Origin of the sequence: Pseudomonas sp. HMSC065H01 (genome assembly GCF_001815235.1) — a bacterium.
GTDB classification, from domain to species: domain Bacteria; phylum Pseudomonadota; class Gammaproteobacteria; order Pseudomonadales; family Pseudomonadaceae; genus Pseudomonas; species Pseudomonas aeruginosa.
This window is the reverse complement of the sequence record NZ_KV819863.1, coordinates 41,133-54,028: the sequence shown is the minus strand read 5'-3', so window position 1 is coordinate 54,028 and position 12,896 is coordinate 41,133. Positions and strand designations below refer to the sequence as shown.

Below are 12,896 nucleotides of genomic sequence, written 5' to 3'. Positions count from 1 at the left end.
CCCTTTCGCATCTGGCGCCGGGATGCACGCGAACGGTGCTTTCGTCGCCCTTCAACAGTGCGTGGCCCGCCCGGGAGGCAGCCTGGTTCCGGGCGCGTGCTCTGGCCCGAGCCGTTCTGGCGGACCCGGAAAGTTTCAGTTTTGCACCATAAAGATTCATCAATGCGTCATTTCGCACTTTCTAGGTGCCGCCTGGCTTGTTAGAGTCACGCGCAAAAAATTGTTCACAAAACTAGAAACCGGTGAGAAAAATGACGCAATCCGTCGACGCTTTCCTCGAGCGCCTGAAGCGGCGCGATCCCGATCAGCCCGAATTCCACCAGGCGGTGGAAGAGGTGCTGCGTTCCCTCTGGCCGTTCCTCGAGGCCAACCCGCACTACCTGGAAGCCGGCATCATCGAACGCATCGTCGAACCCGAGCGGGCGATCCTGTTCCGCGTACCCTGGGTCGACGACCAGGGCCGGGTACGGGTCAACCGTGGCTACCGGGTGCAGATGAGCAGCGCCATCGGCCCCTACAAGGGCGGCCTGCGCTTCCATCCCTCGGTCAACCTCGGGGTGCTGAAGTTCCTCGCCTTCGAGCAGGTCTTCAAGAACTCCCTGACCACTCTGCCCATGGGCGGCGGCAAGGGCGGCTCCGACTTCGATCCGAAGGGCAAGAGCGACGCCGAGGTGATGCGTTTCTGCCAGTCGTTCATGAGCGAGCTGTACCGCCACGTCGGCGCCGACCTGGACGTGCCGGCCGGCGACATCGGCGTCGGCGCGCGTGAGATCGGCTACCTGTTCGGCCAGTACAAGCGCCTGTCCAACCAGTTCACCTCGGTGCTGACCGGCAAGGGCCTGAGCTATGGCGGCAGCCTGATCCGCCCGGAGGCGACCGGCTTCGGCTGCGTCTACTTCGCCCAGGAAATGCTCAAGGATCGTGGCCGCGGCTTCGACGGCCAGCGGGTGGCGATCTCCGGCTCGGGCAACGTCGCCCAGTACGCGGCGCGCAAGGTCATGGAAATGGGCGGCAAGGTGATCTCGCTGTCCGATTCCGAAGGCACCCTGTATGCCGAGGCGGGGCTCTCCGACGAGCAGTGGGAATACCTGATGGAGCTGAAGAACGTGCGCCGCGGGCGCATCCGCGAGATGGCGGAGCAGTTTTCCCTGCAGTTTCTCGAAGGGAGCCGGCCCTGGGGCCTGGCCTGCGATATCGCGCTGCCCTGCGCGACCCAGAACGAACTGGATGCCGAGGATGCGCGGCGCCTGCTGGCCAACGGCTGCGTCTGTGTCGCCGAAGGCGCCAACATGCCCTCGACCCTGGAAGCCGTCGACCTGTTCCTCGAGGCCGGCATCCTCTACGCGCCGGGCAAGGCGTCGAACGCCGGCGGGGTGGCGGTGAGCGGCCTGGAGATGTCGCAGAACGCCATGCGCCTGCGTTGGAGCGAGGGCGAGGTGGATACCAAGCTGCACGGCATCATGCAGTCGATCCACCATGCCTGCCTGCTGTACGGCGAGGAGCAGGGGCGGGTCAACTACGTGAAGGGGGCGAACATCGCCGGCTTCGTCAAGGTCGCCGATGCGATGCTGGCGCAGGGCGTGGTCTGAGGTCGTCCCATAGAGGAAAAACGGGGCTCCAGGGGAGCCCCGTTTTTCCTTGTGGCGGTTATTCCGCGGGACGCGGCGTGGTCTCCGTGCTGGCCGGCAGCAGCGGATATTCGACGCGCGGCTGCTTGCCGCTCAGGCTGTGCAGGAAGGCGACGATGTTCTCCACGTCGTCCGGCGCCAACTGCTTGCCGAGCTGGGCGTTGCCCATGATCGCCACCGCGTCCTTGAGTTCCCAGACCTGGCCGCTGTGGAAGTACGGCGCGGTGAGGGCGACGTTGCGCAGGGGCGCGGCGCGGAATACGTACTCGTCGCTCTGGGTCTTGGTCACGGCGAAGCGGCCCTTGTCGCCGCTGGGCAGCACGCTGGCGTCGGGCTTCTTCACCAGGCCGAACGGGAAGTAGGCCTGGCCGCCCAGGTTGATGCCGTTGTGGCAGGCGCTGCAGCCACTGTCCATGAATGCCTTGAGGCCTTTCTTCTGCTGTGCGTCGAGGGCCTTGTCGTCGCCCTTGAGATACAGGTCGAAGGGCGAGTCCGGAGTCACCAGGGTCGCCTCGTAGGCCTCGATGGCCAGCGCCATGTTGTCGAAGCTGACCGGCTTGCCGGCCTTGGGGAAGGCTTGCGGAAGGCGTCCACGTATTCCGGGATGCTGCCCAGGGTCTGTTCGACCAACTGCGGGGTACTGTGCATCTCGACGCTGTTCTGGATCGGACCCTTGGCCTGCTCCCCCAGGTCCTTGGCACGGCCATCCCAGAACTGCGCGGCATTGAACACGGCGTTGAAGACCGTCGGTGAATTGCGTGGCCCCTTCTGCCAGCCGTGACCGACCGACGTCGGTACGTTGTCGGCGCCGCCGGTGCCGACGTTGTGGCAGGTGTTGCAGCTGAGCACATGGCTGCGTGACAGGCGCGGGTCGAAGAACAGTTTCTTGCCGAGTTCGCGCTGTTGCTCGCTGATGGGCTGGCCGCGTAGCTCGGTGACCTGCTCGGGGATGGGTTTGAACAGCGCGCTGGCCTGGTCGTGCAGGGCATCGGCCTGGGCGAGGGGCGTGGCGAACGACAGCAACAGGCTGCCAAGCGGGAGCAGTTGCGAGGACTGCATCTTTTTTTCTCCTTATCAGGCGTTACAACCGGTCCTGTGAGGAGAGGCCAGCGGCGCGCTGCCCGGCTTGACGTGGATCAAGCGCACCGGGATCGGTGCTGCGGATGGTTGTCGCAGCGTGCTTCAGCGCTCGCGCAAGGCCCGGGCCAACGCGCGGTCGCGGTCGCGCTGCCAATCGTCGTCGCGGTCGTCCCACTGGCGCTCCTCGAAACGCCGCCGCTCTTCGCTCCGCGCCATCGACCGGCATTGCTCGAAGCCGTCGCCCCAGCCGCTGGCGTAGATCGCCTCGCGCAGGTAGCGGGGGACGTCCTTGCGGAATTCGCCGCTGATCGAGCCGGCCGCCTGGCGGCCGCTACCGCAGCCATCGTCGAAACCGTCGGCATAGGCGGGCGGGTAGCCCTTGGCGAGCAGGTATTGGTGGGTGCTTTCGCAGCCGCCGAGCAGGGTGGCGGTGAGCAGGATCAGGGCGAGGACAAGCACGCCGAGACGCGAAGAAGACATGGCCGGGACTCCTCGACCGCCGGGATGGGGCTCCCGGAGATTCGCGCCGGGCCCGCTGGCAGGTCCGGCGCGAGTCTAGGTCGGCATTGGTGAGGAATTCGTCAAGCCGATGTGATGACGATGCGATGACCGCCGCCGTCCAGCGCCTGGTCGCCGATCCTCACCGGCAGGAAGCGTTCGATAACCCGGCGGTTGCTTTGCAGATGGGCGCTCAGCCGCGGCGTGGTGAAGCTGCCGGCGCCGGCCAGGGCCATGGGCAGCAGCAATTGGTTGGCGAGGTGCTCGTCCGCCGCGCAGCCGCTTTCCATCCAGCCGATGGCTTGCGTCGCGACCTGTTCCGCCACCCGTTCGGCGCTGACGCCGGCCTGGCCGAAGGCGCAGAAGGTCGCGCAGATGTGCTCGCAGTCGATCCGCAGCAGCAGGGCGTTGCCCGGCCCCTGGTCCTCCGCGAGGAACTCCAGCTGGCGTTCTTCGTCGCTCCAACCGAGGCGCTGGCGGACCCTCTCCAGCTCACGCTCGCCGACGTGCCCGGGAATCCCGGCGAGCAGCGCCCGCGCCTGGCGCCGCAGCGCCGCGCCGGGATGCTCCAGTTGCAGCGGCCGCCAGCGTGCCGGGCGTACCCGCGCCAGCAGCTCGCCACCGCCGGCGGGTACGAAGCCGTGGCGCAGCAGTTCCAGGTCGACTTCCGCGCCCATCCGCTGCAACAGCGGCAGCCAGCTGTCGCGGAGAAAGTCCGCCGGCGGCGCCAGTGGATTGTGGGTGCCGCCGCTGATCCTCACCCGGCTTTCGCCGTTGGCCGCGAGCAGCGCCGGCAGCAGGGTTTGCAGTACCAGCGAGCAACTGCCGGCGGAGCCGATGGCGAAGGCGTAGTCGCCGGCGCGGATCGCACCGGGCCGGAACGCCAGCTCGCGTGAGCCGAGCTCGGCACCCTCGACCTCGGCCGCGCAGATTTCCGCCGCCGCGCGCACCGCGGTGAGGTGCTGCCGCAGCAGCCCCGGACGGCTGCGCCGGCCACGGATGTTGCGGATGCGCAGCGGCTGGCCGCTGGTCATCGACAGGCTCAGGGCGCTACGCAGGATCTGCCCGCCGCCTTCGCTGCCGTCGAGTTCGATGAGGTCCTTTCTCATGAGGTTTCCCTTGTGTATTGCCATATCTTGTCGTGGAGGTAGCGATCCAGCAGTCGGCTGTCCTGGCGCGCGCCGGTTGGTTGGGTGGCCCCTCGTTCGGCCTGGAGCAACTCCGCTTCGATGAAGCGTTGCAGCGCCAGGCGCGGAGGGCCGTAGGCCGATTCGTCGCGCTGACGCTTGAGGCTCAGCAGGGCATCCAGTTCTTCGCGCAGCGACGGATCGTCCAGCGTGGCTTCCACTAGCCTCTCGAACGCCACCGGCGGCAAGCCCAGGCCTGCATCCAGCCAACGCACCGCGAACAACGGACGCAGGACGTAGAGGTATTTCTTCAGCCGGACGCTGTCGCCCTTCAGGTAGCCCCGGTAGTTCTTGCGTGCCATCGACAGGTAGTGATGGCGACTGCCTGGTACGGAGTGAAAGGCGCTGCCCAGCCAGAGCAGTTCCTCGCGCACGCCAGGCTCTTCCCGATACACCAGCGGCGAGCCGAGCCACTCCAGCAGGGCCGGGTTGGATTTGCGCATCAGGCGCAACGCCTTGCGCAGTTCCCAGCCGCTGATGTCCAGCTCGTCGCTCAGCGGACGTTCTATCACGTCGCGAGGTTCCTCGACGCGCTGATACCACTCGGGCTGATGCACATAGACGAAGCGTACGTCGTAGTCGCTGTCCGGCGAAGCGAAGCCCCAGGCCCGGCTGCCCGACTCGCAGGCGTAGAGCACGACTACGTCGTGCTCGCGTTCGATCCGTTCCAGCTCATCCAGTACCCGCTCGCGCATGGCGGCGGGGAGCGGATGGCGTTCTTCCCTGTTCATTTCGATTCTTCCCCAGCGGGCGCCACAGGGCGCCCGTCATCCTTTCACGCACACCACCTGACGCAGGGTGTGCAGCACTTCCACCAGCTCGCGCTGGGCTTCCATGACCCGGTCGATGTCCTTGTAGGCCATCGGGATCTCGTCGATCACGTCGGCGTCCTTGCGGCATTCGACGTGGGCGGTGGCGCGCGCCTGGTCGGCGACGCTGAAGACCTTCTTCGCCTTGGTCCGGCTCATGGTCCGCCCGGCGCCGTGGCTGCACGAGCAGAACGCTTCCTGGTTGCCGAGGCCGCGGACGATGAAGCTCTTCGCCCCCATCGAGCCGGGAATGATGCCGAGCTGGCCCTTCTGCGCGGACACCGCGCCTTTGCGGGTGACCAGTACCTCCTGGCCGAAGTGGCGCTCCTTCTGCACGTAGTTGTGGTGGCAATCGACCGCCTCCAGGTTGGCTTCGAACGGCTTGCGGATCACCTGGCGCGCCGCCTCGATCGCCGCGTGCATCATCAGCGCGCGGTTCTGCCGGGCGAAATCCTGGGCCCAGCCGACCGCTTCCACGTAGTCGTCGAAGTGCCGGCTGCCTTCCTCGAAGTAGGCCAGGTCCTTGTCCGGCAGGTTGGCGATGTGCTGGCGCATGTCCGCCTTGGCCAGTTCGATGAACAGGTTGCCGATGGCGTTGCCGACCCCGCGCGAACCGCTGTGCAGCATGAACCAGACGCGGTCGGCCTCGTCCAGGCAGACCTCGATGAAGTGGTTGCCGGTGCCGAGGGTTCCCAGGTGCTGGCGGTTGTTGGTCTTCTCCAGCCTCGGGTGCTTGTCGGTGATCGCCTTGAAGCGACCGGCGAGCGCCTTCCAGGCCTGGTCGGCGGCCTCCGGTACCTCGTGCCAGGCGCCGCGGTCGCGGCGGCCGAAGGTCTTGCCGTGGGGTACCGCCTGCTCGATGGCGCTGCGCAGGCCGTGCAGGTTGTCCGGCAGGTCGGCAGCGACCAGCGAGGTGCGCGCGGCGATCATTCCGCAGCCGATATCCACGCCCACCGCGGCCGGGATGATCGCGCCGAGGGTAGGGATCACGCTACCGATGGTCGAGCCCTTGCCCAGGTGTACGTCAGGCATCACCGCCAGGTGCTTGAAGATGAAGGGCATCTTCGCCGTGTTCAGCAACTGCTGGCGCGCTTCCTCCTCCACCGGGACGCCCTGGGTCCAGAGCTTGATCGGCTTGCCGCCGGCCACTTCGAGGATATTCATGTCTTTCATCGTGCTTTCCTTGTGCTCCGCGCCGTCTTGTCGACGGCGCGGCTATCGTTCGTGATCAGGCCTGCTTCAGCGTGACCAGTCCGTTCAATACCTGGTCCAGGCCACCGAATACCGAAATCCGGTCGATGCGCTCGGCCACCCGCTCCAGGGTTTCCAGTTCCTTCAGACGCAGCGCGGTCGGGTTTTCCTCCATGACCTTCGCGGTATTCAGCAGCGAGCGGGTCGCCGAGGTTTCCTCGCGGCGGCGGATCACATTGGCCTGGGCCGCCTTCTCCGCCTCCACCACCTGCGCCAGCAGGGTCTTCATTTCGCCCGGGAGGATGATGTCGCGCACGCCCAGGCCGCTCACTTCCAGGCCGCTGTCTTCCAGCTTGGCGGCCAGGTGGGCGCTGACCGCTTCGTCGATCGACTGCTTGTTCTCCAGCAGTTCGTCGAGGGTACGGGTGCCCACTGCCGCCCGCAGGCCGAACTGCAGCTCGCGGTACAGATACTCCAGCGGTTTGCTCAGCCGCGAGAAGGCGGTGAGCACGTCGCTGTAGCGCCAGTTGGCGGCGAGGTTCAGGCGCAGGCTGACCTTGTCGCGGGTGAGGATCTCCTGGCCGCTGACCTCCAGCGCCTGGATACGGGTGTCGACCAGTTCCACGCTGACTTGCCGGTTGTAGCGCCAGAAACCGTATTGTCCAGCTTGCAGCAGGCCGGCAAGGGCGCCGTCGACCTTGAGCACGCCGACCTGGAACGCCGGCACCTGGACCAGCAACACTGCGTCCAGGCCCGCCAGGGCGCGGTCGCGCAGGTTCGGCTGGTGCAACTGGGCGACCAGCGCGGCGGACAATCGATAGTCCTGGGTCAGGTCGATGCGCTCCAGGCGCTGCTCGGTCTGGCCTTTCCAGTACAGTCGGCGGCTGCCCGGTGCGAGCAACTCCACCAGCACGCCGTCCTCGTAGCGCAGGCCGGCCTCGTTGTCGCCCAGGTCCATCCGGGTGAAGTAGCGCTCCACCAGTTGCGGTTCGCTCTGCCGCAGGTAGCCGGCCAGGCGGTGTTCAAACTGCGGGGTGTTCAGGCTGAAGCTTTCCAGGCTCAGGCGGTCGTACGGATCGAAGCGGCGGTAGGTGCCCGGTTCGAGCACGGCGAGGAAGTCGCCTTCGGAATACAGCAGGCCGCGTTCGTTCTTCTTCACGATAAAGCGCTTCAGCATTTTCATCTCTTCATTCCTTTCATTCTTCCGTGGTGCCGGTGTTGCCGGCCCGTCGAGCGTCGTGGGTGGAGCGCGGAGGAGGTTGGCCTGGCGGACGTCCTGTCCATACGATCGATTCCCTCGATCCCCGGCCTGCCTTGCCCCGTGCCCGAACCGCGGGCCGGACGGGCCGGCGGCGGCTTCGGCTCCCTTGCGTTCTCCGGCCTTCCTGGCCGCTTGCGCAGTTCGCCTCGGCCACACCGGCGGGTGTTGCCATTGAGTGATTGCCGTTAAGGCAACGTTCGAGCGGGAGTCGAACCCGCGACAGACCATTTCGTGGATGGTTGCTCTACCAGGCTGAGCTATCGAACCGCGAAGCGGCATTGCCGTCATTCGCGAATGACCGTCGTTGTTGCGGGCGGCATGCACGACGCCGACACCAGGGGTGGGCTCGGGCACCGGCGGGACTGGAGTCCCGACCCGTCGGCCTGCATGGGCGATGCGGTCGAAATGGATATAGCGAGCGGCGTGCCAGGTTTTTATCGATGAGACTGTTTCTTGCTTAACTGTTTGATTTTAAAGGTGAATAAATTTTTTATTGCGCTTCGTCGGCGAATTCGATGGAGAGATGCCTGGCTATTTCTATATATTTTCATATCGATCTTTATCTTGAAGGATAAGCAGTGATGAAACGCACGGTCGCCATCGGCTTCATCGGCGCCACCCTCGACCGTCTCGGCAAGGGCGCGGCGCGCTGGCAAAAGTGGCGGCCGAGCATCGGCCTGTGCCAGCAGCCGGACCTGCTGATCGACCGCCTCGAACTGATCCACGGCAACGACGCCCGCGACCTCGGCCTGGCCGAGCGGATTCGCGCCGACATCGCCGCGGTGTCGCCGCATACCGAGGTCCGCCTGCAGCAGATGGAACTGCGCAACCCCTGGGACTTCGAGGAGGTCTATGGCGCCCTGCACGATTTCGTCAGCGCCTACCCCTTCGACACCGAGCGCGAGGACTACCTGGTGCATATCACCACCGGGACCCATGTCGCGCAGATCTGCTGGTTCCTCCTTACCGAGGCGCGCTACCTGCCGGCCCGGCTGGTGCAGACCTCGCCGTCGCGGCGCAAGGACGAGGCGCGCCATCCCGAGGGCTCGGCGACGCTGATCGACCTCGACCTGTCCCGCTACGACCGCATCGCCTCGCGGTTCCGCCGCGAACAGGAGGAAAGCCTGGCTTTTCTCAAGTCGGGAATCGCCACGCGCAATGCCGCTTTCAACCGCTCCATCGAGCAGATCGAGCGGGTCGCCGTGCGTTCGCGGGCACCCATGCTGCTGGTGGGGCCGACCGGTGCCGGCAAATCGTTCCTCGCCCGGCGCATCTATGAACTCAAGCGCAGCCGGCACCAGCTCGACGGGCGTTTCGTCGAGGTCAACTGCGCCACCTTGCGCGGCGACGGCGCGATGTCGGCACTGTTCGGTCACGTCAAGGGCGCCTTCACCGGCGCGCAGAATGCGCGCGAAGGCCTGCTGCGCGCAGCCGACGGTGGCATGCTGTTCCTCGACGAGATCGGCGAGCTGGGCGCCGACGAACAGGCGATGCTGCTCAAGGCTATCGAAGAGAAGCGCTTCTTCCCGCTGGGTTCGGACCGTGAGGTGGAGAGCGACTTCCAGCTTATCGCCGGGACCCACCGCGACTTGCGCGGACGAGTGGCCGAAGGCCTGTTCCGCGAGGACCTGTTCGCCCGCATCAACCTGTGGACCTTCGAGCTGCCGGGCCTGGCTGGACGCCGCGAGGACATCGAGCCGAACATCGACTTCGAACTGGAGCGGCACGCCCGCGAGCAAGGGCGGCAGGTGCGTTTCAACCTGGAGGCCAAGCGTCGCTACCTGGCCTTCGCCGGTTCCAGCGAAGCGCGCTGGGCCGGCAACTTCCGCGAGCTGTCGGCTTCCATCACACGGATGGCGACCCTGGCCGACAGCGGGCGGATCGACGAGGCGCTGGTCGAGGAGGAGATCCTCCGCCTGCGCCAGGCCTGGGGGCTCGATGCGGGCCGGGAGCCACTGGCCGATCTGCTGGGGCAGCGGGTGGAGGTCCTGGATCTGTTCGACCGCCTGCAACTGCAGGCGGTGCTGGAGGTGTGCCGCGGGGCTAAGACCCTTTCCGAGGCGGGACGCCGGCTGTTTGCCGTTTCGCGCCAGGACAAGCGCAACCCCAACGACGCCGACCGGCTGCGCAAGTACCTGGCGCGTTTCGGCCTGGACTGGGCGCAGATACGCGCCTGAACACCACTTCGGGATATCCTTGGCGTCTTTTCACGGGCTCCAGGGACGAATGCCGATGAGCGAGATAATGGACGTCGAGCGGCTGCGCCAGCGCTGCGCGGCCGGCGAAAGCTTCAAATACCTGTATTTCTGGGGACATCGCCCGGCGACGGATGACAAGGTCGGCAAGAGCTGTTTCAGCCAGTGGTACGAGGCTTCGTTCAAGCTCGACGGGGTGCGCTACGCCAGCGCCGAGCATTACATGATGGCGGCCAAGGCACGCTTGTTCGACGACCCTAGGTTGCTCGAGCGCATCCTGGCGGCGCGCAGCCCAGGCGAGGCGAAGGCCCTCGGCCGCGAAGTCGCCGGCTTCGACGAGGCACGCTGGAACGCCGAGCGGGTGGGAATCGTGATCGAAGGCAACCTCGGCAAGTTCGGCCAGAACGCTTCGCTGAAGAAATACCTTCTGGGCACCGCCGACCGGGTGCTGGTCGAGGCCAGCCCGGTGGACGCGATCTGGGGCATCGGCCTGGCCGCGAGCGATCCCCTGGCAGCCGAGCCGGCGACCTGGCAAGGCCTCAACCTGCTCGGCTTCGCCCTGATGGAGGTGCGCCGGAGGCTGGCTCAGTAGTAGTACCAGCGCAGCTCCAGCTTCACCTCGTTGATCGGCTTGCCGACATGGCTGAACTCGCGTTCGGCGCTCAGGCGCAGGCCGAGGTCGCGGCCCAGCTCCACCTGCTGGACGAAGCCCAGGCTGCGGCGCACTTCACCGTTGTGGAAGTAGTCGCCCTTGGCCTCCAGGGTCAGGTTGCCCAGCGGGTTGCGCCACAGCAGGCCGCTGTCGAAGCCCACCGCCGGGGCGATGGCGGCGGCGAAGTCCCTGTTGTTCTCGATCCGCGCGGTGCCCATGGCGTAGAGCAGCAGGTCGTCGCCGAACATCCAGCTGCCGCCGGCGCCGCCGTTCAGGTGGCTGACCAGGTTTTCGTCGCCGTCCTCGCCCGGCACCCGCTCCAGGCCGCCGGCGACCTGCCAGGACAGCGGCTTGAGCAACTGGTTGCGCGGGGTCAGCGAGCGGATGGTGACCAGGTCGAGATTCTGCAACTGCCAGCGGTTGCCTTCGTACTGGCGCAGCTTGAGCTGGCCGATCTCGATCTGCGCGCCGAGGGGGAAGCCATAGGCGTTATCGGCGAGGTCATGGTAGGCCATGCGCAGGCCGTACTCGGCGAAGGCGCGGTCATCGCGGCTGCCGACGCCGAACTGCCAGGTCCGTGACTCGTGGCCGTCTTCCGGCTGGCCGGGGCGCTCGACCTGGAGGTCCGGCGGCGGGTTGCGGTTGATCGCACGCAACAGGTTGTAGCTGCGCGAGGCGATGCCGCTGTCACGCGCCTGACCGGTGGCGCGGTAGCGCACCAGGCGGAAGGCGGCGTCCTGGATCAGCGCCTGGCGCGGCATCGGCAGGGCCTTGAAGTCGGGAGCGTCGAGCAGGCTGTCGTCGTCCGCCAGGCGCTTGGCCCAGTCGCGCTCGGCATGGTCGAGCGGTTCGGCGCGGGCGAGCAGTTCCTTCTCGCGCGACGGCCGGTAGTCGATGCGCTCGATCAGCCCGGCGTTCTTCACCGCGCGGACGGTGTCGGTGGGGATCGCGGTAAGCGGGAACTGCTCGGTCAGCTCGATGCCCGGGCGGGCGATCTCCATCAGTTCGAGCAGGCGGAACGAACAGTTCTCGTCGAAGAAGTAGTAGTCGAAGCGGACCTGCTTGAGTTCCCAGACGTGTTCGACCATGCGCCCGGTCTCCTCGGGCGTCAGGTTCAGCTTGTATTCCCAGAGGTCGCGGTTCTCCAGGCGGCTGTATTCGGCCAGCTTCTCCCGGTACGGGACCAGCGCGAACAGGCCGGGATAGCCGCCCATCAGGCCTTTCCAGGCATAGAGGATGCTGTTGTCCATGCCTTCGATGTAGGCGCCGAAGTTCAGCGCGTAGCTGAGCAGGGCAGTGTTGTTGCTGGTGACGTCGGCCTGGTCGATGCGCAGCAGGGTGTGGCCGAACATCGACGACGGGCTGTTCAGGTAGGCCGCGGGGAACACCAGCACCGCGCTGTGCGGGTTGATGTCGCGGTACCAGTTGTCGTATTCGCCGCACTGCGGCTGCGGCAGGTCGTCGAGTTGCAGTTGCTGGCGCAGCCAGCGGGTGCGCGCCGGGTAGACGCACTGAGCGTGCTTGTCGCCAAGGCTGGGCGAGGCATAGAGCGCCTTTAGCGTGGCCGCCAGTTCGGCGTCCGGGTGGCTCTCGCCGTTGTCGGCGAGGAAGAACCGCTCGTCGTCGACGTAGCTGCGCCAACCGCCGAGCTTGCCGCGTTCGTAGTGGCCGAGGGCGATCCAGTAGGGATCGGCGGCCAGTTGCTGGAGGCGGGCCTCGGGAACCGTGGGCGCAGCCAGAAGGGGGGAGCAGGCGCACAGCGCCATCCAGGGCAACAGGCGTTTCGGCATCGGCAAGGCTTAATGCTTGGGGAAAGGGGCCTGCCCGCGAACGGGCAGGCGGCGAGGCTCAGGCCTGCTCGGCGTACTTGGCCAGGCGGGCGTCCTGTTTCAGGATCGCCTGGGTGTTGGCATAGACGTCGGCGGCGGTGGCGTCGGTCTTGTTGAAGATCTCGGAGAAATGCTCATGGGTGACGGCGGCGAAGTGCTCGCGGTCCTGCGGTTGCACGCCCAGCACCACGGCATAGGTGGTCAGCGCTTCGCCATTGCCCTTGGCCATGTCTTCGGAGAGCTCGTCCATCATGCTGCCGAGCACCAGCAGGGGCTTGCCGCCATAGGACAGCGCGCCGTTGGTATGGCAGCCGTTGGTGCCGGTGGTCATGCCGAAGGTGTTGTTGCCGGAAGTACCGTTGGTGGTCGCCGCGACCACGTGGGTGGCCACGCCGCGCTGGCCTTTGAAGAGCATGTTGCCCCAGCCGCAGCCGGCGCCGCCGGGAGCGTCGGCGAAAGCGTTGAAGGAGGCGGCGGCGAACAGGGTACCGAGCAGAATCCGTTTCATCGTTTGTTCTCTCTTGAGGTGGATCGGAGCCATCTGGAGCGGGCCAGCGACGCCGTGA

11 protein-coding genes, 1 tRNA gene and 1 pseudogene are annotated in these 12,896 nt (G+C 66.5%); 3 read left to right on the top strand and 10 right to left on the bottom strand.

Annotated elements, in window-relative coordinates; all coding sequences use genetic code 11:
* Positions 1–251: 251 nt before the first annotated feature.
* Positions 252–1,589: an NADP-specific glutamate dehydrogenase gene (gene gdhA / locus HMPREF3014_RS12135; RefSeq protein WP_003116276.1), complete on the top strand. Its 1,338-nt coding sequence runs from the start codon at positions 252–254 to the stop codon at positions 1,587–1,589.
* 58 nt (positions 1,590–1,647) lie between these two features.
* On the opposite strand, the gene HMPREF3014_RS35100 is transcribed toward gdhA, so the two are convergent.
* The 8 genes and pseudogenes from HMPREF3014_RS35100 to HMPREF3014_RS12100 form a co-directional block, all read right to left on the bottom strand.
* Entirely contained in the window at positions 1,648–2,043 is a 396-nt protein-coding gene (locus tag HMPREF3014_RS35100) for a cytochrome-c peroxidase (protein WP_235584588.1), read from the bottom strand.
* 102 nt (positions 2,044–2,145) lie between these two features.
* Positions 2,146–2,687 (bottom strand): annotated as a pseudogene (locus HMPREF3014_RS35095) (cytochrome-c peroxidase); the annotation flags it as partial.
* A 123-nt stretch (positions 2,688–2,810) separates the two neighbouring features.
* Complete coding sequence (locus HMPREF3014_RS12125; RefSeq protein WP_003107850.1) at positions 2,811–3,188, bottom strand: hypothetical protein; 378 nt, start codon at positions 3,186–3,188, stop codon at positions 2,811–2,813.
* Positions 3,189–3,289: 101 nt separating this feature from the next.
* Positions 3,290–4,315 carry an RNA 3'-terminal phosphate cyclase gene (gene rtcA / locus HMPREF3014_RS12120; RefSeq protein WP_023087808.1) on the bottom strand — a complete coding sequence of 342 codons (1,026 nt, stop codon included), beginning with the start codon at positions 4,313–4,315 and terminating at the stop codon, positions 3,290–3,292.
* A complete protein-coding gene (locus HMPREF3014_RS12115; RefSeq protein ID WP_003105094.1) occupies positions 4,312–5,124 on the bottom strand; it encodes a nucleotidyltransferase domain-containing protein in 813 nt (270 codons plus the stop codon). The genes rtcA and HMPREF3014_RS12115 overlap by 4 nt, the downstream gene beginning before the upstream one ends.
* 36 nt (positions 5,125–5,160) lie before the next feature.
* A complete protein-coding gene (locus HMPREF3014_RS12110) occupies positions 5,161–6,375 on the bottom strand; it encodes an RtcB family protein (protein WP_003161782.1) in 1,215 nt (404 codons plus the stop codon).
* A 55-nt stretch (positions 6,376–6,430) separates the two neighbouring features.
* Positions 6,431–7,576: a slipin family protein gene (locus HMPREF3014_RS12105; protein ID WP_003119411.1), complete on the bottom strand. Its 1,146-nt coding sequence runs from the start codon at positions 7,574–7,576 to the stop codon at positions 6,431–6,433.
* Positions 7,577–7,847: 271 nt separating this feature from the next.
* A tRNA-Arg gene (locus tag HMPREF3014_RS12100) sits at positions 7,848–7,921 on the bottom strand.
* A gap of 314 nt (positions 7,922–8,235) precedes the next feature.
* Here HMPREF3014_RS12100 and rtcR point away from each other — a divergent pair.
* Positions 8,236–9,831 (top strand): RNA repair transcriptional activator RtcR, encoded by a 1,596-nt coding sequence (rtcR, locus tag HMPREF3014_RS12095; protein WP_016852122.1) that lies wholly within the window; start codon positions 8,236–8,238, stop codon positions 9,829–9,831.
* A gap of 55 nt (positions 9,832–9,886) precedes the next feature.
* Positions 9,887–10,441, top strand: coding sequence for an NADAR family protein (locus tag HMPREF3014_RS12090; protein WP_004352744.1), 555 nt, complete (start codon positions 9,887–9,889; stop codon positions 10,439–10,441).
* On the opposite strand, the gene HMPREF3014_RS12085 is transcribed toward HMPREF3014_RS12090, so the two are convergent.
* Both HMPREF3014_RS12085 and HMPREF3014_RS12080 read right to left on the bottom strand, forming a co-directional pair.
* A complete protein-coding gene (locus HMPREF3014_RS12085) occupies positions 10,435–12,291 on the bottom strand; it encodes an Lnb N-terminal periplasmic domain-containing protein (protein ID WP_003094784.1) in 1,857 nt (618 codons plus the stop codon). The two genes, HMPREF3014_RS12090 and HMPREF3014_RS12085, sit on opposite strands and share 7 nt — an antisense overlap.
* A gap of 58 nt (positions 12,292–12,349) precedes the next feature.
* Positions 12,350–12,838 (bottom strand): DUF3015 domain-containing protein, encoded by a 489-nt coding sequence (locus HMPREF3014_RS12080; protein WP_009875834.1) that lies wholly within the window; start codon positions 12,836–12,838, stop codon positions 12,350–12,352.
* Positions 12,839–12,896: the final 58 nt, after the last annotated feature.

Coding starts and splice junctions, on each gene's coding strand:
- gdhA (WP_003116276.1), top strand. CDS start 252: ATGACGCAATCCGTCGACGCTTTCCTCGAGCGCCTGAAGCGGCGCGAT.
- HMPREF3014_RS35100 (WP_235584588.1), bottom strand. CDS start 2,043: ATGGACAGTGGCTGCAGCGCCTGCCACAACGGCATCAACCTGGGCGGC.
- HMPREF3014_RS12125 (WP_003107850.1), bottom strand. CDS start 3,188: ATGTCTTCTTCGCGTCTCGGCGTGCTTGTCCTCGCCCTGATCCTGCTC.
- rtcA (WP_023087808.1), bottom strand. CDS start 4,315: ATGAGAAAGGACCTCATCGAACTCGACGGCAGCGAAGGCGGCGGGCAG.
- HMPREF3014_RS12115 (WP_003105094.1), bottom strand. CDS start 5,124: ATGAACAGGGAAGAACGCCATCCGCTCCCCGCCGCCATGCGCGAGCGG.
- HMPREF3014_RS12110 (WP_003161782.1), bottom strand. CDS start 6,375: ATGAAAGACATGAATATCCTCGAAGTGGCCGGCGGCAAGCCGATCAAG.
- HMPREF3014_RS12105 (WP_003119411.1), bottom strand. CDS start 7,576: ATGAAAATGCTGAAGCGCTTTATCGTGAAGAAGAACGAACGCGGCCTG.
- rtcR (WP_016852122.1), top strand. CDS start 8,236: ATGAAACGCACGGTCGCCATCGGCTTCATCGGCGCCACCCTCGACCGT.
- HMPREF3014_RS12090 (WP_004352744.1), top strand. CDS start 9,887: ATGAGCGAGATAATGGACGTCGAGCGGCTGCGCCAGCGCTGCGCGGCC.
- HMPREF3014_RS12085 (WP_003094784.1), bottom strand. CDS start 12,291: ATGCCGAAACGCCTGTTGCCCTGGATGGCGCTGTGCGCCTGCTCCCCC.
- HMPREF3014_RS12080 (WP_009875834.1), bottom strand. CDS start 12,838: ATGAAACGGATTCTGCTCGGTACCCTGTTCGCCGCCGCCTCCTTCAAC.